At 69.0% G+C, this 20,658-nt stretch carries 18 protein-coding genes and 1 CRISPR repeat array; of the genes, 8 read left to right on the top strand and 10 right to left on the bottom strand.

Annotated features, from left to right (window positions below; all coding sequences use genetic code 11):
- Positions 1-32: 32 nt before the first annotated feature.
- From csy3 to cas1f, 3 genes are read left to right on the top strand one after another with little or no spacing between them, the layout of a single operon-like run.
- Positions 33-1,109 (top strand): type I-F CRISPR-associated protein Csy3, encoded by a 1,077-nt coding sequence (csy3, locus tag G474_RS0118545; protein WP_026688248.1) that lies wholly within the window; start codon positions 33-35, stop codon positions 1,107-1,109.
- Positions 1,109-1,639, top strand: a complete 531-nt coding sequence (locus G474_RS22320; protein ID WP_026688247.1) for a type I-F CRISPR-associated endoribonuclease Cas6/Csy4 — start codon at positions 1,109-1,111, stop codon at positions 1,637-1,639. The genes csy3 and G474_RS22320 overlap by 1 nt, the downstream gene beginning before the upstream one ends.
- Positions 1,636-2,589 (top strand): type I-F CRISPR-associated endonuclease Cas1f, encoded by a 954-nt coding sequence (gene cas1f / locus G474_RS0118535; protein WP_026688246.1) that lies wholly within the window; start codon positions 1,636-1,638, stop codon positions 2,587-2,589. The genes G474_RS22320 and cas1f overlap by 4 nt, the downstream gene beginning before the upstream one ends.
- A 97-nt stretch (positions 2,590-2,686) precedes the next feature.
- Positions 2,687-4,696: a CRISPR direct-repeat array (repeat unit 28 nt; unit sequence GTTTGCCGCCGTGCAGGCGGTTGAGAAG).
- A 34-nt stretch (positions 4,697-4,730) separates the two neighbouring features.
- Here the strand turns inward: cas1f and G474_RS0118530 are convergent.
- The 6 genes from G474_RS0118530 to G474_RS0118505 form a co-directional block, all read right to left on the bottom strand.
- Positions 4,731-5,192, bottom strand: coding sequence for a hypothetical protein (locus tag G474_RS0118530; protein WP_026688245.1), 462 nt, complete (start codon positions 5,190-5,192; stop codon positions 4,731-4,733).
- Between the two features lie 198 nt (positions 5,193-5,390).
- On the bottom strand, positions 5,391-8,501 hold the full coding sequence (locus G474_RS0118525; protein WP_026688244.1) for an efflux RND transporter permease subunit: 3,111 nt from the start codon (positions 8,499-8,501) through the stop codon (positions 5,391-5,393).
- 73 nt (positions 8,502-8,574) lie between these two features.
- Entirely contained in the window at positions 8,575-9,747 is a 1,173-nt protein-coding gene (locus G474_RS0118520; RefSeq protein ID WP_043465307.1) for an efflux RND transporter periplasmic adaptor subunit, read from the bottom strand.
- Positions 9,744-10,295: a hypothetical protein gene (locus tag G474_RS21650; RefSeq protein WP_051282433.1), complete on the bottom strand. Its 552-nt coding sequence runs from the start codon at positions 10,293-10,295 to the stop codon at positions 9,744-9,746. Before G474_RS21650 ends, G474_RS0118520 begins: the two co-directional genes overlap by 4 nt.
- The gene (locus G474_RS0118510) at positions 10,292-11,482 is read right to left on the bottom strand and encodes a TolC family protein (RefSeq protein ID WP_026688242.1); all 1,191 of its coding nucleotides are present in this window, start codon (positions 11,480-11,482) and stop codon (positions 10,292-10,294) included. The genes G474_RS21650 and G474_RS0118510 overlap by 4 nt, the downstream gene beginning before the upstream one ends.
- Positions 11,479-11,916 (bottom strand): DUF411 domain-containing protein, encoded by a 438-nt coding sequence (locus G474_RS0118505; RefSeq protein ID WP_026688241.1) that lies wholly within the window; start codon positions 11,914-11,916, stop codon positions 11,479-11,481. The genes G474_RS0118510 and G474_RS0118505 overlap by 4 nt, the downstream gene beginning before the upstream one ends.
- A gap of 152 nt (positions 11,917-12,068) precedes the next feature.
- On the opposite strand from G474_RS0118505, the gene G474_RS0118500 reads away from it, so the two are divergent.
- The 3 genes from G474_RS0118500 (at position 12,069) to G474_RS0118490 (ending at position 14,514) form a co-directional block, all read left to right on the top strand.
- Complete coding sequence (locus tag G474_RS0118500; protein ID WP_026688240.1) at positions 12,069-12,746, top strand: heavy metal response regulator transcription factor; 678 nt, start codon at positions 12,069-12,071, stop codon at positions 12,744-12,746.
- A 76-nt stretch (positions 12,747-12,822) separates the two neighbouring features.
- Positions 12,823-13,008 carry a hypothetical protein gene (locus tag G474_RS0118495; protein ID WP_026688239.1) on the top strand — a complete coding sequence of 62 codons (186 nt, stop codon included), beginning with the start codon at positions 12,823-12,825 and terminating at the stop codon, positions 13,006-13,008.
- 102 nt (positions 13,009-13,110) lie between these two features.
- Positions 13,111-14,514 (top strand): heavy metal sensor histidine kinase, encoded by a 1,404-nt coding sequence (locus G474_RS0118490; RefSeq protein ID WP_026688238.1) that lies wholly within the window; start codon positions 13,111-13,113, stop codon positions 14,512-14,514.
- 98 nt (positions 14,515-14,612) lie between these two features.
- Here the strand turns inward: G474_RS0118490 and G474_RS21645 are convergent, their stop codons facing one another.
- The 4 genes from G474_RS21645 to G474_RS0118470 all read right to left on the bottom strand — a co-directional run bounded on the left by G474_RS21645 (position 14,613) and on the right by G474_RS0118470 (position 18,422).
- Positions 14,613-14,960, bottom strand: a complete 348-nt coding sequence (locus tag G474_RS21645) for a BON domain-containing protein (protein WP_043465305.1) — start codon at positions 14,958-14,960, stop codon at positions 14,613-14,615.
- A 138-nt stretch (positions 14,961-15,098) separates the two neighbouring features.
- A complete protein-coding gene (locus G474_RS0118480) occupies positions 15,099-16,481 on the bottom strand; it encodes a sigma 54-interacting transcriptional regulator (RefSeq protein ID WP_026688237.1) in 1,383 nt (460 codons plus the stop codon).
- A complete protein-coding gene (locus G474_RS21640) occupies positions 16,478-17,029 on the bottom strand; it encodes a permease (RefSeq protein ID WP_211228154.1) in 552 nt (183 codons plus the stop codon). Before G474_RS21640 ends, G474_RS0118480 begins: the two co-directional genes overlap by 4 nt.
- On the bottom strand, positions 17,019-18,422 hold the full coding sequence (locus tag G474_RS0118470; RefSeq protein WP_026688236.1) for a HAMP domain-containing sensor histidine kinase: 1,404 nt from the start codon (positions 18,420-18,422) through the stop codon (positions 17,019-17,021). The genes G474_RS21640 and G474_RS0118470 overlap by 11 nt, the downstream gene beginning before the upstream one ends.
- Positions 18,423-18,767: 345 nt before the next feature.
- Between G474_RS0118470 and G474_RS23070 the strand changes: the two genes are divergently transcribed.
- Entirely contained in the window at positions 18,768-19,346 is a 579-nt protein-coding gene (locus G474_RS23070; protein ID WP_026688235.1) for a bactofilin family protein, read from the top strand.
- A 224-nt stretch (positions 19,347-19,570) separates the two neighbouring features.
- On the top strand, positions 19,571-20,569 hold the full coding sequence (locus tag G474_RS22315) for a M48 family metallopeptidase (RefSeq protein ID WP_026688234.1): 999 nt from the start codon (positions 19,571-19,573) through the stop codon (positions 20,567-20,569).
- The last annotated feature ends 89 nt before the right edge of the window (positions 20,570-20,658 follow it).

Raw genomic sequence — 20,658 nt, 5'->3', positions numbered from 1 at the left:
GCCCCATTTCTTCCCTGCAAAGGAGCTTTCCCATGAATGCACCCGAATTCAAGAAACTGCCCGGCGTCCTCGCCTTCCAGCGCGGCCTGGTGATTACCGATGCCCTGTTTTTCAACGTGCTGCCCGAGGGCCAGAGCCCGGTCATGGTGGTGCGCCACGGCATCCGCGGCACCCAGAACGTGAACAAGGACGGGGACGCGGAGAAGAGCACGGCCGCCAACGCCAAGCGCCAGGAGGTCTCCAACATCCAGACCACCGACACCGCCAAGCTGGATGAAGAAGCCCAGGCCCTGGCCGTGCGCTTCAGCCTGCGCTTTCTCGACTTGAAGGACGTGCTGTTCGCCTGCGCCCCCGCCAGTACCGACGCCGACGACCTGGTGCGCAATTACCGGGACAGCGTCACCGGCTTCATCGAACGGGCCAAGGCCTCCGGCGGCCTGGACGAAGTCGCCCAGCGCTTCGCCCGCAACATCGCCAACGGCCGCTGGCTGTGGCGCAACCGCACCATCGCCCGCAAGATCGAAGTCAGCGTCAAGGTCGCCGGCAAACCCGTCGCCAGCTTCGACGCCCTGGCCACCCCCTTGAACCATTTCGACCAGATCAGCGACGCCGAGCGCCAAGTGGCCGCCTACATTGCCGATGGACTGCGCGGCAGTGACGACAGCGGCCTAGACATCGAGGCACGGCTGGATTTCGGCGTGCGCGGCGCCCTGGAAGTCTTCCCCTCCCAGAACTACGTGGAAGACAAGCCCCGCGGCTTCGCCCGTCCCCTCTACTGCCTGGGCACGCCGGAACGGGCCAGCAGCCGTAGCGGCATGGAGTTCGAAAGCACCCGCACCATGGGCCACGCCGCCCTGCGCGACCAGAAGATCGGCAACGCCCTGCGCACCATCGACACCTGGTACCCGAAATATGCCGACCATGGCCGGCCGCTGCCGGTGGAGCCCAACGGCGCCAGCCTGGAAGCCCAGGAATTCTTCCGCGACCGCAAAACCTCCGCCTTCGAGTTCGCCCGCCGCCTCAACACCCTGGACCCGGCCAGCCCCGAAGGCATGTTCATGATCGCCAGCCTGATCCGGGGCGGCGTCTTCTCCGGGGGCAAGGAGTGATGGAAGCGCGCCATTACGTGGACTTCCAGCTCGGGCCGCGTCCCTCGCCGATAGGGGCGGCCCTGGCCCTGCGGGTGCTGCACGGGGTGTTCGCGCTCTACCCGGGGCAGTACGCCCTGGCACTGCCCGACTACCCGCGCAGCTTTCCCCGCCTGCGGGTGTTCGCCGCCAGTCGGGAAAACCTGGACCGACTGGTGGCGGCTGGCGAAGCCGCACTCCAGGAGATCGGCCGCTTCGCCTATCCCAAGGCCGTCCCCGAGGACTTCGCCGGCCCCTGGATCAGCTATCGCCGCTACCGCATCCCCAGCCGCAAGGCGGAACGCAAGCCCGACGGCAACCTGCGCCTGCGCCGCATCCAGGCCGCCGACACCGCCGAACTGCCTTACTTCGCCCTGCGCAGCCAGAGCAACGGCCAGGCCTGGCGCCTCTACGTGGAAGCCCAGCCCGGCTCGACGCCGGGGCCGGCGGAACCGGATGCCTACGGCCTGGCCACCGCCTCCCGCCCCTTCGCCCTGCCCCGGCTGCCATGAACAAGGCCCGCCCCAAGCCCCGGCAGATCCTGCTCTCCAAGCGGGCCAACATCTTCTATCTGGAGCACGCCCGGGTGCTCCAGAAGGATGAGCGCATCGTCTGGCTCACCGAAACCGGCGAAGACGTGGAGCAGTACTTCAACCTGCCGGAACGCAACACCGCCCTGCTGCTGCTCGGCAAGGGCACCTCGGTCACCGACGCCGCCATGCGCCGGCTGGCCGAATCCAACGTGCTGGTGGGCTTCTGCGGCAGCGGCGGCTCGCCCCTGTTCGCCGCCGCCGAGCCGGTTTTTCTCACCCCCCAGAGCGAATACCGGCCCACCGAATACATGCAGGCCTGGGTGCGCCAGTGGATGGACGAAGCGCGGCGCCTGGAACTGGCCAAGGCCCTGATCGCCGAACGCATCACCCTCACCGGCAAGGCCTGGGCCAGGAACAGCGAACTGCTGCAAAGAAAGATAGAACTCCCCGCCGCCGCCATCGACAAGCTCCGCCAGCGCAGCGCCGCCGTGCCCGACACCCAGGCCCTGCTGCTGGCCGAAGCCGAATGGGCCCGGGCGATCTACGCCAGCCTCTCGGCCGGCCACGGCCTCAACTTCACCCGTCAGGAAGGCATGGGCGCCAAAGGCAGCAAGGAAGAGCGGATCAACTCTTTCCTCGATCACGGCAACTACATCGCCTACGGCCTCGCCGCCGTCGCCCTGAACGGACTCGGCATCAGCTACGCCTTCCCCCTGCTGCACGGCAAGACCCGCCGCGGCGCCCTGGTCTTCGACATCGCCGACCTGATCAAGGACGCCTACGTGATGCCCCTGGCCTTCACCTGCGGCGCCGACCTGCGCGTCAAGGACAACGCCTACCGGGCCCTCCTCATCGAAACCCTGCAGGACGCGGACGCCCTCGACTTTCTGTTTAGCTTCGTCAAACAGCTCTGCGAAAAACCCGTTTAATATCAATCCCCTGGAACCCCTCCGAAAAAACGAAGCCTGAAACAGGTTTTGCGGCGGAGATCCTTGTTTACTTGGGTGAATTCAGGAAAACCATCCAGTTTGCCGCCGTGCAGGCGGTTGAGAAGTCACCTCGTAGCCCCAGACCTCGGTCGATTCTGTTTGCCGCCGTGCAGGCGGTTGAGAAGATGTCCAGGGAGAGGATGTAGTCCTTTCGATTGTTTGCCGCCGTGCAGGCGGTTGAGAAGTTCGTCAAAAGTTCAAGCCGCCGGCGCTCAAGGTTTGCCGCCGTGCAGGCGGTTGAGAAGATGATTGACACTGCAGAAAATGAAGCGACATGGTTTGCCGCCGTGCAGGCGGTTGAGAAGTTTTCCTGCTCGGCCAGGGCGGCGGTGGCGGTGTTTGCCGCCGTGCAGGCGGTTGAGAAGTGAAAATCGCGCTCTACCGCCAACCTCGAAGCGTTTGCCGCCGTGCAGGCGGTTGAGAAGACGGAGCATAAAAATGACCAATGCCTCCCAGGGTTTGCCGCCGTGCAGGCGGTTGAGAAGATCCGGCGCCTGGCAAACCGCACCCGCCTGGCGTTTGCCGCCGTGCAGGCGGTTGAGAAGTCCACGCCCCCCAGCAAGCCGCACAACCTGCCGTTTGCCGCCGTGCAGGCGGTTGAGAAGTTAAAACCGAGAAGTGCGGGTGCGTTCATGACGTTTGCCGCCGTGCAGGCGGTTGAGAAGCGAAGCCCGGCAGCCTCGGAGAAGAGGCGCTTGGTTTGCCGCCGTGCAGGCGGTTGAAAAGGCGCCGCTCCATTTCGCCGGCCAGGTGCATGAGTTTGCCGCCGTGCAGGCGGTTGAGAAGATCAGCAAGCCCTGCCCCTACAGGCATGGGCCGTTTGCCGCCGTGCAGGCGGTTGAGAAGAGTGGCAACCAGGCCGCCGCCAACAACAAACCGTTTGCCGCCGTGCAGGCGGTTGAGAAGGCTTGGTGCTGCCGTCGGCAGCGGTGTAGCTCGTTTGCCGCCGTGCAGGCGGTTGAGAAGCTGGTGGACCGTGAAACCGGCGCGGTGCTGCTGGTTTGCCGCCGTGCAGGCGGTTGAGAAGTCCAGGGCAGCCCCCTCCCCTACTTTGACCGTGTTTGCCGCCGTGCAGGCGGTTGAGAAGAAGGTCTGCCCATCGTGCGGCGGTTCCGGTGAGTTTGCCGCCGTGCAGGCGGTTGAGAAGGGGGGCATTTCCTGGGCGGGGAGGGCGGCGGAGTTTGCCGCCGTGCAGGCGGTTGAGAAGATGGTCAGCCCTTGGGAATGCCACGAAACGAGGTTTGCCGCCGTGCAGGCGGTTGAGAAGACGCCGGACACGGTGATGGAGAGGCTTTCGGCGTTTGCCGCCGTGCAGGCGGTTGAGAAGTTGAGCGCCGAGGCAAAGGCCACGGGCATGGGGTTTGCCGCCGTGCAGGCGGTTGAGAAGCTGCTGGGCATCGAAGGCGGCCAGCACCTGCTGTTTGCCGCCGTGCAGGCGGTTGAGAAGCAGCAGCGCCAGTGGCAAATCATCATCCCCATGTTTGCCGCCGTGCAGGCGGTTGAGAAGACTTCGGGGGGCGCATCGGTATAGAGCCCCTCGTTTGCCGCCGTGCAGGCGGTTGAGAAGCGAACAACTCGGGCAAGGGCGTGAAGCTGGAAGTTTGCCGCCGTGCAGGCGGTTGAGAAGACCAGCAGCAGATCGGCTATGACCGCGCCACGGTTTGCCGCCGTGCAGGCGGTTGAGAAGTGTCGCGCGGCATGGTCACCTACCGCGACCAGGTTTGCCGCCGTGCAGGCGGTTGAGAAGGTGTATTGCGCCCGCCACCTGGCCGCCGTGGCGTTTGCCGCCGTGCAGGCGGTTGAGAAGTTGAGGACGAAATGACCATTCTGGAATTGATCGTTTGCCGCCGTGCAGGCGGTTGAGAAGACGGCCGGCTACCGCGGCACCGCCACGGCTGGGTTTGCCGCCGTGCAGGCGGTTGAGAAGCTGGCCTCAATGCAGAAACGGCACGACTTCCTGTTTGCCGCCGTGCAGGCGGTTGAGAAGTGGCCGAGAAACGCAATGACCTGGACAAGGCCGTTTGCCGCCGTGCAGGCGGTTAACCCCCCTCCTCCCCCCAATACTCCAGACTGCCCGTTCCTCAGTGCTGGGGCCCATGCGGGCTATGGTTGGGGACCTTCGGCAGCAGCGGGGTGAATCTGGCCTGTTCGGTGCGGCCGTCGGGGAAGGTGATGGTGACGATGGCTTTCAGGGTGGGGCTGCTGGCGTAGCTGCCCTTGCCGCTGAGCTTGTTGTCCCCGGCGGGGCTGAGGCTGATCTCGGTTTTCTGTTTGCCGGAGAGCAGGGTGACCTTGCCTTTGGCGCCGGCGGCCGGGAGTTTCTGGTCGGCGTGGTCGGTGAGGTACACGGTCACCGGGTTTTCCCGGGGGGTGGGGCTGTCCTGGACCACGACCAGTTCCAGGTGGTAGGCGCCGGCCATGCGCAGCTGGCCGCCGTTGGGGGTAGTCATGGCGTCCAGGGTGGCGTCGTCGTGGGCCAGGGCGGGGGTGCCGAGGCTGGCCAGCAGAGCCAGACCAAGACCGAAACGGGCGAGTTTTTTCATGATGTCTCCTTGAGGATTGAAGAGGTTTTCAAGCTTGAAACCCCTGTTAAACCACAGAGGCGCCGAGGAAAAACAAAGACTTGTCCCGGAAGGCCGGTTCACCTTCTGGGCGGGCGCGGAAGATAGTGCAAGCCATTGTTTTTGAAATCCTCTGTGTCTTTGTGTCTCTGTGGTGAGGTTTTTCGGTTCAGCGGGTTTTCAATAGGCGTCCTGCTGCTTTTCGGCCAGCAGGCGTTGCAGGGGCTTTTCCCCGAAGGCGAGGAACAGTACCGGGGTGAGCAGGGTGTCCAGCAGGGTGGAGCTGATCAGGCCGCCAAAGATCACCACGGCCACCGGGTGCAGGATTTCCTTGCCCGGGGTGTCGGCGGCGAAGAGCAGGGGCATCAGGGCGATGGCGGCCACCAGGGCGGTCATCAGCACCGGGGTGAGGCGCTCCAGGGAGCCGCGCACGATCATGGCCCGGCCGAAGCGTTCGCCTTCGAAGGCGCACAGGTTGATGTAGTGGCTGATCTTGAGGATGCCGTTCCGGGTGGCGATGCCGGTGAGGGTGATGAAGCCCACCAGGGCGGCCACGGAGAGGGGCTGGCCGGAGATCCACAGGGCGAGCACGGCGCCCACCAGGGCCAGGGGCACGTTGCCCATGATGATGGCGGTGAGCACGGCGGAGCGGTAGCGGCTGTAGAGCACCAGGAAGATCAGGATCAGGGACAGGGCCGCCAGGGCGGCGATGTTGCGGGCAGCTTCGGCCTGGGCCTGGAACTGGCCTTCGAGCCGGGTGAAGTAGCCCTGGGGCAGGGGCAGGGCGGCCAGTTCCTGGTCGATGGCGGCGACCACGGCGGAGAGGTCGCCGGCCTGGGGGTCCACGTTGGCGGAGACGATGATGCGGCGCCGGGCGTTTTCCCGGCCGATCTGGTTCGGGCCCAGGTCTTCCTCGATCCGGGCCAGGCGGGCCAGGGGCACGCTGCCCAGGGGGGTGTCCACCCGCAGCTGTTCCAGGGCTCCGGGGTTGCGGGCCGGGTCGTCCAGGCGCAGGGTCAGGTCGAAGCGGCGGTCTCCCTCGTTGATCTGGCCCAGCTTCTCGCCCCCGGTGAGGCGCGCCAGCTGGCTGAGTAGGTCCCCCGCCGCCAGGCCGTGCCGGGACAGGGCGTCGTAGTCCAGGCGCACCTTGACCTGGGGCATCAGCACCTGTTTCTCGATCTGCAGGTCGGCGATGCCGGGAATGCCGGCCAGCCTCGCTTCGGCGCTGCGGGCCAGAGTACGCAGGGTGTCCAGGTCGTCGCCGTAGATTTTCAGGGCGATCTGGGCCCGCACCCCGGAAAGCATGTGGTCGATCCGGTGGGCGATGGGCTGGCCGATGCCGACGGCGGCGCCCAGGGGCGCCAGGCGCTGGCGCAGTTCGGCGATCACTTCGGCCCGGGGCCGGCTGCCGGGCTTCAGGTCGATTTCCAGTTCGGTGGTGTGCACACCCTCCGCGTGCTCGTCCATTTCCGCCCGGCCGGTGCGCCGGCCCACCTGGGCCACCTCGGGCACCTGGGCCAGGAGCCGCTCGGCCAGGCTGCCGACCCGGCTGGATTCGGCCAGGGACACCCCGGGGTTGAGCAGCAAGGTGACGGTCAGAGTGCCTTCGTTGAAGGGGGGCAGGAAGCTCTTGGGGAAGAAGGGCACGCTGGCGGCCGTGACCAGCACCAGGAGCAGGGCCCCGGCCAGGAGCGGCCGGACCCGCTCGAAGGACCAGTGCAGCAGGCGCTGGTCCTGGCGCTTGAGCCAGCCCACCAGGCGGCTGTCCCCGTGGCCCAGGCCGGGCAGCCGGGGCAGCAGGTAGTAGCACAGCACCGGGGTGATGCTCACCGCCACCAGCAGGCTCATCAGGATGGCGACGATGTAGGCCGCCCCCAGGGGCACGAACAGCCGCCCTTCGATGCCGGGCAGGGCGAACAGGGGCACGAACACCAGCACCACGATGAAGGTGGCGTAGACCACCCCGGAGCGCACTTCCCGGGAGGCGGCGGCAATCACCTCCAGCACCGGCCGGGGGGCGGCAGCCCGGCGGTTTTCCCCGAGCCGGCGCAGCACGTTTTCCACGTCCACCACCGCGTCGTCCACCAGTTCGCCGATGGCGATGGCCAGGCCCCCCAGGGTCATGGTGTTGATGGAGAGGTCGAAGTAGCGCAGGGCAAGCACGGTCACCAGCAGGGAGACCGGAATCGCGGTCAGGGAGATGAAGGTGGTGCGCCAGTTGGCCAGGAACAGGTAGAGCACCACCAGCACCAGCACGGCCCCGTCGCGCAGGGCTTCCATGACGTTGTCGATGGAGGCCTGGATGAATTCCGCCTGGCGGAACAGGAAGCGGGGTTCCTCCACCCCGGGGGGCAGGCTGCGTGCCAGTTCCGCCACGGCCTGTTCCACCTCGCGGGTGAGGGCCACGGTATCCGCCGAAGGCTGTTTCTGCACCGCCAGGATCACCGCCGGGCGGCCCATGAAGCCCGCGTCGCCGCGCTTGATCCCGGGGGCAAAGCCCACCTGGGCCACCTGCTGCAGCAACACCGGCTGGCCGTCCTTGAGACCCACGGGCAGGCGCTCCAGGTCTTCCAGGCGGGTGGTCCGGCCCAGGTGGCGGATCAGCAGCTCCCGGGCCTGGAGGTCCACGAAGCCGCCGGCGGCATTGCCGGCGAAGCCCCGCAGGGCGGCTTCCAGCTCATCCAGGCGCACCCCGGCCGCGGCCATGCGGACCGGATCAGGGCTGACCCGGTACTGCTTCACCTCGCCGCCGATGGGAATCACCTGGGCCACCCCGGGAATGGTCAGGAGCCGGGGCCGCACCACCCAGTCGGCGTATTCCCGCACCGCCATGGGGCTGACCTGTTCTGGATCGGCCGGCAGGGCCAGCATCAGGATTTCCCCCATCAGGGAGGAGACCGGCCCCATCTGGGGCTGGACCCCGGCCGGCAGCTGTTCCCGGACCAGGGACAGGCGTTCGGCCACCTGCTGGCGGTTGCGGTAGATGTCCGTGCCCCAGTCGAATTCCACATAGACCACCGACAGGCCGATGCCCGAGACGGAGCGCACCCGGGTGACGCCGGGCATGCCGTTCAGGGCCGCTTCCAGGGGAAAGCTGATCTGCTGCTCCACCTCTTCCGGCGCCATGCCGCCGGCCTCGGTCATCAGGGTCACCACCGACTTGTTCAGGTCGGGAAAGACGTCCACCGGGGTGTGGCGCAGGGCCAGCAGCCCCTGGAACAGGAGCAGCAGGGCGCAGCCCAGCACCAGCAGGCGGTTCTTCAGACTGCCCTGGATGATGGCGTCAAACATGCAGGCCTCCGGCCGGATGCCCCGGGCGGCAGTGGCTGCCCGGGCGCAGGAAAAGGGATGGGGCGCCCATGATTCAGCGCACCCGGTTCAGGTCCACGGCGCCGTCCCGCACCACCTGCTCGCCGGCCTGCAGGCCCTGGATGACGGCCACCCGGGTCCCGTCCAGGGGCTCCACCCGCACCGAGCGGGCTTCGAAACGCTCGGGCGCCCCATGCACCCAGACCCGGGCCTGGTTGTCCCCGTCCCGCACCAGGGCGCTGGCGGGAATGGCCAGCACCGGAGCGGCGCGGCTCTGGCGCACCCGGGCCAGCACCTGCACCGACTGGCCCAGGACCAGCTGCGGCATGTCCGGCTGCGGCTGCACCCGGAACAGCACCGGCAGGGACTGGGCCTGCAAACTGCGGCCCATGCCCACGAAGGCCAGTTCCACCCCGACGCCCTGGCCCAGGTCCAGGCTGCCGCCTTCCACCCCGGCGGCCAGGGCGGCGGGATCGGGAGCCTGGGCCTGCACGGCCAGACGGGCCGGGTCGAACACCTCGAACACCACTTCCCGGGCGTCCACCACCTGGCCGGCCACCCCGTTGGCGGCGCCGATCACCCCATCCACCGGGGCGCGCAGGGCTTCCCGCCCCAGGCTGCCGGCCACGGCGGCCTTCTTCTGGCGGAAGGCGCGGAGCTCGATGCGGGCCTGTTCGATATCCTTGGCGGGCACGCTGCCTTCCAGTTGCTCCAGACGCGCCACCCGGCTGGCCAGCAGGCTTTCCTGGGCCGTGAGCTCGGCCAGGGCCGCCTGGCCGGCGCCCTTTTCCAGAGCCCCGGCGGCGGGTTCCAGCCAGGCCAGGATCTGGCCCTTCTTCACCCGCTGGCCCAGCACCGCCAGACCTTCGGGCCCGGCCGCGAGGCGCCCGGCCTGCAGGGTCTGCACCCGGCCTCCGCTGCCCGGATCGGCGATCACCTGGCCGGGCAGGCTCAGCACCCGGGGAAAATTGCCGCTCGCCACCGGCGCCGTGCGCAGGCCCTGGGCCCCCATGCGGCGCTGCACGGACTTGGGCACGAACAGGCTGCCGTCGGGCAGGCGCAGGGGCGCTTCGCTCAGGGGCTGGCCGGTGACGGGTTTGACCGGCGCGGCCGCCGTGGCAGCTGCCGGCTCGGCGTGCTCATGGCCTTCGTGGGCCAGGGCGGCGGCGCCGGGTTGCAGGGTCAGGAACGCCAACAGGGCGGCCCAGGTGGAAAGAGGTTTGCTCATGGGGATTTCCTCAGGGAGCGCCGCCGCAGGAATACACCGGCGGCGCCCAGGCCCGCCAGCAGCAGTAACAGCAGCAGCGGGCCGCCCGGCCAGCCGTTCCAGGCGCCGCTGCCAGCCGGGCTGGCGGGCCCGGCTTCGGACAGCACCAGTTCCGCCGCCAGGAGGTCGGCCTGGGTGTCGTTGCTCAGGGTCAGGGTCAGGGGGTGGTGCCCGCCCCGGGCCGGATCTCCCAGGGCTGCCGGCAGGGGCAGGCGGTAGGCGCCCAGGCCGTCGGGCTCGGCCACGCCTTTCCAGCCCTGGCCTTCCACTTCCACGGCCAGGTCGGTCACCGGGGCGTTGTCGGCCCGCTGGTCCACGTAGAGCACCAGGGTGTCGGCGGCCAACACCCCCACCACCTCCAGCGCCTCCCCCTGTACGGCAAAGCGGGGCAAGGCCTGGGCCGGGGCCTGGGCGGCCTCGTCCCCGTGGTCATGGCCCTCGTGGGCGGCCAGGGGCAGGGAACAGATCAGGCCCGCCAGGAGCAGGCCCAGGGTGGATTTCAGGTTCATGGCAACTTTCCCAGGGCCTGGTTCAGGTCGGCGATGGCGCTGGCGCGGCGGATTTCGGCCTGTGCCGCCCCCAGGCGGGCGGCGTGGGTCTGGGCCAGGACCCGTTGATAGTCGGCGTAGCCCAGTTCCCCGAGCTGGAAGGCCCGCTGCAGCAGGGCCTGGCGCTCCCCGGCCAGGGCGGCGCCCTCCCGGGCCAGGCGGGCAGCGGTGTCAGCAGCGGCGAGCCGGGCCCGGGCGCTGTCGATGCGGCCCGGCAGCTCGGCCTGGCGCCGCAGTTGTTCGGCTTCGGCCTGGATGCGCGCCTGATTGGCGGCAGCCAGCCGGGGCTGGCTCACGGCAGCAGATTCCAGGGGAATGCGGAGGCCCACCTTGAGGGCGTCCTGGCGGGGTGCGGCGTAGTCGTCCCGGCTGCGGCTGTAGCTCAGTTCCAGGCTCGGGGCGCCCCGGCGCGAGGCCCGGGCCAGTTCGAATTCGGCCCGGGACAGGTCCACCTGGCGGGCGCCGGCCAGGAGCTCCGGGTGCCCGGCCATATCCTCAGACCCCGGCGGCGTTTCCTCCAGGGGGTCGGGCAGGGCGTCGGCACCGGTAAGCAGGCGCCATTGCTGCCGGGCCTGGGCCAGCTCGGCCTCCAGGCGGGCGGCCTCGCCCTGGCTGGATAGGGCTTCCTGGCGGGCCAGCAGCAGGTCGCTGCGGGCCAGGTCGCCAGCCTTGACCCGGCGCGCCACGTCCGCCTCCAGAGCCGTGGCCAGGCGGGCCTGTTCCCGGGCCAGCTCGGCGGCGCTCAGGGCGGCGCGCAGAGCGGCCAGGCTGCGGCGCAACTCCCCGGCCAGGGCGAGCCGGTCCAGGCTAATGGCGGCTTCCTGCTCTCCTGTCAGGGCCTGGGCGGCCTGCCGGGCCGCCGATTGCTGATGCCACTGCCAGAGGGGCAGGGAGAGCTCCAGCTCGTCTTCCCGGCGGCCCCGGTCTTCGGTGCTCCGGTCGCTGGTGTGCAGCAGGGCCAGGCTGGGCGCTTCCGGAAACAGGGCCGCGGCCGCCTCCTGCCCGGCCCGGGCCGTGTCCTGGCGGGCGGGAACCAGGGCCGCCTGGGGCGCCCGCTGCCAGGCCCGGGCAAAAATGGCGGACAAGGGCTCGGCCCGGAGCGGCAGGCCCAGGGTCAGCAGGGCAGCCAGGAACAGGAGGCGCTTCATCGGGCCGGGTGGTGCTGATAGACCCGGGCCTGGCCGTCCTTACGGATCAGCAGGGTGTCGTAGGCTTGAGGCCGGGGGCTTTCCATGCCCGGGGAGCCCTGGGGCATGCCGGACACGGCGAGGCCGATGGCGTCAGGCCGTTCCGCCAGCAGGCGCCGCACGTCGGCGGCGGGCACGTGCCCTTCGATCAGGTAGCCGCCCACCCGGGCCGTATGACAGGAGCCGTAGGCCTCGGGCATGCCCAGCTTCTGGCGCTGGGCCGGCACATCCCGGACCGGCTGGCTGCGCACGTTGAAGCCGGCGGCAGCCATGTGTTGTTCCCAGGCGCCGCAGCAGCCGCAGGAGGGGCTTTTGTAGACTTCCAGCAGGGGCTGGCCGGAGGCCAGGGCGGTGCCGCTCACCAGGGCGGCGCAGAGCAGGGCAGAAAGTTTCATGGCGGGCTCCTCCAGGGATGTGGCGATGATGGCCGAGGCGCCCCGACACCAGGCTGACGCCCGGATTACATCTTTGTAATGTTCGCCGCCACCGGGGACAGAGCCGCCCCGGCCGGGGCAAAATGACGGCCCGGAGAACACGAGGAGCAGCCATGCGCATCCTGATCGTCGAGGACGAGCCCAAGACCGGCGACTACCTGCGCCAGGGCCTGCAGGAGGCCGGCTTCGGCGTGGACCTGGCGCGCAACGGCCCGGACGGTCTGCACCTGGCCCTGACCGGCGCCCCCGACCTGCTGATCCTGGACGTGATGCTGCCCGACCTGGACGGCTGGCAGGTGCTGCAGACCCTGCGCGCCGCCGGGCGGGAAATGCCGGTGCTGTTCCTCACCGCCCGGGACCAGGTGGAGGACCGGGTACGCGGCCTGGAGCTGGGGGCCGACGATTACCTGGTGAAACCCTTCGCCTTTTCCGAGCTGCTGGCCCGGGTGCGCACCCTGCTGCGCCGGGGCAAGGCCAAGGAACCGGAAATCCTGCGTGCCGCCGACCTGGAGCTGGACCCCCTGAAACGCCGGGCCACCCGGGCCGGCCAGCGCATCGATCTGACCGCCAAGGAATTCGCCTTGCTGGAACTGCTGCTGCGCCGCCAGGGCGAGGTCCTGCCCCGCTCCCTGATCGCCTCCCAGGTCTGGGACATGAACTTCGACAGCGACACCAACGTCATCGAAGTCGCCGTGCGCCGCCTGCGCGCCAAGATGGACGACCCCTTCGACCCCAAGCTGATCCGCACCGTGCGCGGCATGGGCTATGTGCTGGAAGTGCCGGAAGCCTGAGCTCGACCAACCCCGCTTGGCGCAAACCCCGCCCTGAGCCACAATCAAGCCTCCCTGCCACAAGGAAAGCGCTGACATGAGCGATACCGTGTTTGACCTGAATGACATTGAGCACGAACCGAGCGATGCCCAGCTGAGCAGCCTGATGCAGGCGGTTGCCCAGGAAGCCCGCAACAAGGCTGAAACGGCGCGGAATGTGCTGCAGCAGAACGTGCAGAGCGCCATCCAGCAGGCCGTGCGCCAGGCCCGGGAAACCCATTGACCCCCGCGACGCTCAGACCACACCTGAGTCAGCTGGTGAAAATCTATGGCCCGCTCTATCCCTGGGCTCAGGCCATCGCCGAACAAATCCCCCGATAGATCCATGCCGCCCCGCTGGCGCCCCTCCCTCACCCTGCGCCTGGCGCTGCTGTTTGCCCTGCTGTCCACCCTGATCCTGCTGGGCCTGGGCTTGTTCGTGGGGCGCGAAGTGGATATCCACTTTCGCGAAGGGGACCTGGAAGAACTGCACGGCAAGCTGACCCTGAGCCGGAGCATCATCGCCACCCTGCCGGAAGAGCAGCTGCTGGAAGCCCTGCCCAAGCGCCTGGGTCCGGCCCTGCTGGGTCACCCGCACCTGGGGCTGACGGTCCTGGACCAGGAGGGATTTCCCCTGTTCATCGGCGGGGCCGGCATCCCCGAATGGCTGCTGCGCTACCCGGCCGCCCCGGGCGAGGCGGAACACCCCCAGGCCTACGCGGGCGACGACCCAGGCAGAAAGCCCCAGCGCGGCATCCTGGCCCTGGCCCGGACGGCCGACGGGCAATGGGTGCAGGTGGCGATCAGCGTGGATATCGAACACCACCAGCACTTCATGGCTGGCTTTGTCCGCTCCCTGGCCTGGGCCCTGGGCCTGGCCATCCTGGGCAACCTGCTCTGCGCCTGGATCGCCGCCCGGCGCGGCCTGGCGCCCCTGGGGCAGCTGCTGGGCCTGGCCCGGCGGGTTTCCGGCGAGCGGCTGCACGAACGCCTGGAAACCGAGCCGCTGCCCCCGGAACTGCAACCCCTGGCCCGGGAACTGAACCAGATGCTGGCGCGTCTGGAGGACGCCTTCACCCGCCTTTCGGGGGCCGCCTCCGACATCGCCCACGAACTGCGCACCCCGGTCACGGCCCTGATGACCCAGACCCAGGTGGCCCTGAGCCGGGCCAGGAGCGCCGAGGAATACCGGGAGGTGCTCTATTCCAGCCTGGAAGAGCATGAACGCCTGTCGCGCATGATCGGCGACATGCTGTTCCTGGCCCAGGCGGAAAACGGCCTGATGGTGCCGCACCGGGAACAGGTGGATCTGGCGGCGCTGCTGCAATCCCTGGAAGAGTTCTACGGCCTGCTGGCGGAGGAAAAGGGAATCCGCCTGGAGGTGGACGGCGGCGCCACGGTCAGCGGCGACGCCCTGATGCTGCGCCGGGCCCTGGGCAACCTGATTTCCAACGCCCTGCGCTATACCCCCGCCGGGGCGACGGTGCGCCTCCGGATCGCACCGGACAGTAGCGGCGCGGTGGAAATCAGCGTGGAAAATCCCGGCCCGCCCATTCCCGCCGCCCAGCTGGAGCGGATTTTCGAGCGCTTCCACCGGGTGGATGGCGCCCGCCAGCGGGGCGGCGAGGGGGGCGCCGGCCTGGGGCTGGCCATCACCCGTTCCATCGCCGTGGCGCACGGGGGCGACATCCGGGCCGAGTGCGCCGCCGGCCTGACCCGCTTCACCCTGCGCCTGCCCGGCCGGGAGTGAAGGGCGGCCTCAGCCGGGCCGGTGCAGGCCCGGGGCCAGGCCCGCGGGCAGGCGGGGCAACAGGTGCCGCAGCCAGCCCAGGGGTTCCGGCGCCGGGCTCAGACGGGCGGACTGATCACCAGGTTGTTGCGCACTTCCCGCACGCCTTTGACAGCCGCCGCCAGGTGCATGGCCCGTTGCAGCGCATGCTGATCCGGCACCTGTCCCACCAGGGTCACCACGCCGTCCCGGGCCTCGACCCTGAGACTGGCGCCCGTCAGGCCGCCATCCCCCTGCAGATGCCGGCCCACTTGCTCCCCCAGGGACTGGTCCAGGGTCTGCCGGGCTTCGCCCAGGGCGGCCAGCAGTTCCAAGCCCTGATTATCGGTGGCGGAAGCCCCCAGCCCCAGGACGGCCAGAGCCAGCACCAGCCCCAGGCCGGCATGGCGTAAATTTCCTCGCATCATTCTGGCGCTCCTTTTCTTGACTACGGATGGAGCCCCTATGCAAACTTCACGCCAGCATCATTAATTCTTGCGAATCAATGCATTGGAAAAACGCCCCGGGATTTCCCCGGTGTTGGCGTCGCCCCCGGGCGACGCCCCTCAGGAGCGGAACATGGCCGGAGCCAGGTCGTGCTTCTGCAGCAGGCGGTAGAACTCGGTGCGGTTGCGCCCGGCGATGCGGGCCGCGTCGGCGACGCTGCCGTCGGTGAGCTTCAGGAGCTGCACCAGGTAGTTGCGCTCGAAGCGCTGCTTGGCCTCGGCGTAGCTCAGGGCCTCCAGGGCCGGCTGGCGCAGGGCCCGCTGCACCAGGGTCAGGGGAATCAGGGGGGTGGAGGTGAGGGCGCAGCATTGTTCCACCACGTTGTAGAGCTGCCGCACCTGCCCGGGCCAGGTGCTGGTGGCCAGCAGTTCCAGGGCTTCCGGGGCGAAGCCGTTGATGGGCTTGTCGTACTTGCCCGCCACTTGGCGCACGAAATGGGCGGCCAGCAGGGGAATGTCCTCGCGCCGCTCGTCCAGGCGCGGCAGGGTCAGGGACACCACGTCCAGGCGGTAGTACAGGTCCTCCCGGAACTGGCCCTGGGCCATGGCGCTTTCCAGGTCCCGGTGGGTGGCCGAGAGCAGGCGCACATCCACGGGTTCCACCTGGGTCGCCCCCACCGGCCGCACGCTGCGCTCCTGGAGCACCCGCAGCAGCTTCACCTGCAGGGCCAGGGGCATGTCGCCGATTTCGTCCAGGAACAGGGTGCCGCCGCTGGCGGCCTGGATCAGCCCGACCCGGCTGCTGGCGGCGCCGGTGAAGGCGCCCTTGACGTGGCCGAACAGCTCCGACTCCAGCAGCTGCTCGGGAATGGCGCCGCAGTTGATGGCGACAAAGGGCCCGGCGGCCCGGGGACTGGCCCGGTGGATGGCCCGGGCCAGCACCTCCTTGCCCGTGCCACTTTCGCCCCGGATCAGGACGCTGGCGTCGGAGGCGGCCACCATGCGCGCCTCGGCCAGCAGGTCGGCCATGGCGCTGCTGCGATACACCAGTCCCTCCAGCCAGGCTTCGCCGCCGCCGGGCCGGGTGGGCAGGGGCAATGCCTGGGGCTGGCTGCTGGCCGAGAGCAGCAGGGCCTGGTCGATCTTTTCCAGCAGCACCTGGCTGTCGAAGGGCTTGGTCAGGTAGCCGAACACTCCCCGGGAGGTGGCTTCCACCGCGTCCGGAATGGTGCCGTGGGCGGTGAGCAGGATCACCGGCAGCATGGCCCGGGTACGGTGGATTTCCTCGAACAGGGCCAGGCCGTCCCGGCCCGGCAGGCGGATGTCGCTCACCACCACCCGGGGCGGGTCCACCGCCACCCGGGCCAGGGCCTCTTCCGCCGAGCCCACGGCCGTGACCCGGAAGCCCCGGGCCCGGAGCCGCATGGCCAGGAGCCGCAGGATGTCCTCGTCGTCGTCCACCACCAGCACGTGGGCAGCCATTTCCTCCACCCGGGCGTTCATGGATTGCCCTTCTTGCCCACCGGCCTGGGCGGCCGGGTCCGGGGCAGGGTGCGTTCGATGTCGGCCAGGCCATCCAGTTTTTCCTGCAGCTCCGTGGCCCGGCGCTGGCTTTCCTTCAGTTGCAGGCCCTGCCTGTCCAGGTTTCCTTCCAGGCGCAGGCGCTCGGCGTAGGCGTCGGCCAGCAGGCGGGCCAGGGGTTTCAGCTCCCGGGCCGCCGGGTCGGCGGACTTGAGCAGATGGTCCAGGAGACCCAGGGCCTTGGGCAGGTCCGGCACCGCAAGGCGGGGATGGCCCAGGACCATGGCCTGGCGCAGCTGATTTTCCGGCCCGGCGCCCTGGCCGTTCAGGCTCTGGCGCTCGCGCCCCAGTTCGGCGGCGGACAGGGTGCCCAGGTGCTGGTAATAGGCAAGCAGGAGGGCCGCACCGGGCCCCTGGCGCTCAGGGGAGGCGGGCGGGGTGGCGCAGGCGGCCAGCCCCAGCAGGCAGAGGGCCAGGCACAGGGAGCGCCAGCCCGGCCGCAGCCCAGGCAGGAGTCGTTCAGGTTTCATGGGGCAGATCCACACAGAAATGGGCGCCGGGCCCGTCGCCCAGCAAGCTCACCCGGCCCCCCATGGCATGCACCAGTTCGCGCACGATGGAGAGGCCGACGCCGCTGCCCTGGCGCGGTACCGGGGGCCGGCGCTGGCCCTGGTAAAAGGGTTCGAAGATGCGGCTGGCGTCCTCGGGCGCCACGCCGACGCCCTGGTCCCGGCATTCCAGGCGCAGGCCCTGGGACCCCAGGCTGGCGGCCAGGGTGATTTGTCCCCCTTCGGGGCTGAAATCGATGGCATTGGAAAGGAGGTTGTCGAGTACCACGCTCACCTTCTCCGGGTCGAGGCTGGCCGTGGCATCCGGCGCCAGGACCTGTACCTGCAGACCGCGGGCCTGGGCATGCAGTTCCCGGGCCGCCGCCGCCTGTTCCAGCAGGGGCCGCAGGGCCACGGGCCGGCGCTGCAGCCGGCGGGCCTCGAAGGCCAGGGCATTCATGCTGAGCAGGTTCTCGATCTGCTTCTGCAGGGCGGCCACGTTGTGGCGCAGGATTTCCACCACCTCCCGCTGACCTTCAGACAAGGAACCGGGCACCTCTTCCTGGAGCAGGGCCACCCCTTCCTTGAGGGCGGTCAGGGGGGTTTTCAGCTCGTGGGAGACATGCCGCAGGGTCCGCTCCCGGTCGCTTTCCAGTTCCGCCAGACGCTGGCGCAGCCAGTCCAGGCGCTGGCCCAGCTGACGCAGGTCCACCGGTCCCCCCACCTGCACCGCTGCGTCGAAACGGCTGGCCCCCAGACGGACGATGGCGTCCTCCAGCTGCCGCACCGGGCGCACCAGCCACCAGCCCATGGCCAGGGCGGCCAGGAGTGCCCCCCCCAGGGCCAGCAGCAGCTGCAGCCCCAGTTGCAGGCGGTTGGCTTCCAGCTCCGCCAGCAGCCGCTGGTTGTGGGCTTCCACCCACTGCTGGCCGAGCTGGCGCATGCGCCCCTGGAGCTCCGTCAGGCGCGCCAGCCGGGTCCCGAGCAGGGCCGGCTCCACCGGGCCCTCCAGGCTTTCCGCCAGGGCCTGGGCGGTGCTGCGCCATTCCTCCAGCAGCGGCTGCAGGGGCACTTCCTGCTGGGCTTCGAGCCGCTGGATCAGGCTCAGGGCCTGGGCCAGGGCCCCGTCGAAGCCCTGCCGGAAGGCGGCCTTGCGCACCAGCAGATACTGGCGGGTGCTGCGTTCCAGGTCCGTGCCCCGCTCCCCCAGTTCCTGCAGGGTGGCCGACAGTTGCACCGCCTGTTCGCTGCCGTGGCGGCTCTGGCCGGCCAGACGCTCCAGCATCAGCCAGCTCTGCAGGGCGGCGCCGCCCAGGAGCAGGACGATCACGGTGAATCCGGCCAGCATGCCCTGGCGGAAGGAGATACGGATCATGGAAATGACAACGGCGGGTGGCGAAAACCTCGATTTTAGCCTTTTGCTCCCCGGCCCGCCCGCTTCGTCGAGATCCGGCTAAAAGCGCGAATAGCGTTGAAAATCAAGGCACTGAAAAACACGTCGCTTTTTCCCGACAGCAACTTTTCCCATGCCTGCTGGATAAGCCGGGAGGCGCCCAAATACCTGTCGCCTTTTGCCGACAGGCCGCCCGCTTCCGGCACCGGCGCCCTGCCCCACCCACTGGCCCAGGCCCTTGATTCAACGCCGGAATCCGCTTCCTGGCACGGTAATCGCGTAAGCCGGTCCGAGAAGACGTTTCTCGGCCATCCCCAAGGAGTTGCCATGTTCCTGAAGTCCACCACCCCTGCCCGCAACGAACCCATCACCCGCAAGGAAGTGCGCAATGTGCTCAACCCCGGCAGCGTGTCTTCCCTGAACACCCCGAAAGCCCAGGACGCCGCGCCCCCCGCCGCCACGACCCAGGAGACCGCCGCGCCTCCCCTGGAGCCGCTGACCGCCAAGCCCGAGGAAGGGGTCCAGGACGCCCGGCTGATCGTCGGCCCGGCCGTGAAGCTCAAGGGAGCCGAAATTCTCGATTGCGACACCCTGGTGGTGGAAGGACGGGTGGAAGCCACCATGGACAGCCGGGTGATCCGCGTCGCCGCCCAGGGCTCCTTCATCGGCAAGGTGAGCATAGACATCGCCGAAATCCACGGGAATTTCGAGGGCGAGCTGACGGCCCGTTCCCAACTGATCATCCACGCCACGGGCCGGGTGACCGGCAAGATCCGCTACGGCAAGCTGGTGATCGACGAGGGCGGCGAGCTGTGCGGCGACATCCGGGTGCTGGGCTCGGAACCCGCCAGCAGCCAGCCCAAATCCCTGATGGAGCCGCCTCTGCTCAGCGCCGTGAGCGCCTGAGTTGCCCCGCCCGGCGCCGGTCAGGCCGGGCGCTCCCGCGCCTCTGCCAGGAACGGGAGCGCAGGGGTTCCGGCAGCGGCCGCAACATTCATTCAGCATTGACCGCAAATATTCCGGATGTGTATGCTTTCGGGCTGCTCCAGCCCGGCTGATCCTGGCTGATCCGTCCGCGAGGCCCATGCCCTGCGGCGCCGCTCCAGTTCCATCCACACCGAAAGCGATCCATGTCCGCCCACAAGCATCCCGACGCCCTGGTTTACTCCAGCAAACAGGTGGTCCTCTCCGACCTTGCCTATACCTCCTACACCTATCCCGGCGACCAGGAAGCCCTGGCCGCCCTGAAGGCCATTCCCGGCGCCGGCCCCCTGCTGGCCTGGCTGGATGCCAACTTTTCCGAGCAGATCACCCACCTCAGCAACAACGAGCAGATGGTGCGCGTCAACGCCAGGAACTTCGGCTCCCTGTACGCCCTGGTGGAGCGCTGCTGCGCCATCCTGTCCTGCCCGGTCCCCGATGTGTACATCACCACCAACCCGGAGATGAACGCCTATACCTCGGGCCAGCGGCGCACCTGCATCGTGCTGCACAGCGCCCTGGTGGAGGCCCTCAGCCCCGACGAGCTGTGCTTCGTGATCGGCCATGAAATCGGCCACATCAAGGCAGCCCACGGCCTGTACCGGCAGCTGGGCGCCATGGCCATCAACTACTGGGACGTGCTCGCCTCGGTGGTGCCCATCCCCGGCGTGGGCATGCTGCGCATCCCGCTGCTGCTGGCCTACTGGGAATGGTACCGGCGTGCCGAGTTCTCCTGCGACCGGGCCGGCCTGCTCTGCATCCAGGAACTGGCCCCCGGGCTGAGCGCCCTGGCCAAGCTGTCCGGCAAGGTGGCGGGCTACGAGGACGAGCGCGACATCGAGGAAACCATCGCCCAGACCGAAGCCAGCCAGGAGGTGAACAAGCTGGTGCTGCTGGTCTCGATCCTGGAAAACTCCGACAACACCCACCCCTTCATCCCCCTGCGCCTCAAGGCCCTCAAGGAATTCGCCCAGAGTGACGCCTACCGGCAGATCCTGGCCGGCCAGTACGACCGGGCCTCCCTGGCCGCCACGCCTGCCGCCGAAAGCAACGGCGGCGCCGGAGCGGCCGGCCAGGCCGTGCTCGCCGCCGGTAGCGAAGCCGTGGACAAGTGGAAGAACTCGGCTGCCGGTTTCTTCAAGCGCTGAGCCACGACGCTGCACCCCAGGGCCCCGATGCAAGGGGCCCTTTTTTTGTTCTGCAACCCGAGCCCCTGGATCACTGCCGGGATTGGCAA

Origin of the sequence: Azovibrio restrictus DSM 23866 (assembly GCF_000429665.1) — a bacterium.
Taxonomy (GTDB): Bacteria; Pseudomonadota; Gammaproteobacteria; order Burkholderiales; family Rhodocyclaceae; genus Azovibrio; species Azovibrio restrictus.
Note: the sequence above shows the minus strand (reverse complement) of the source record. Positions and strands in the feature narration are given on the sequence as shown.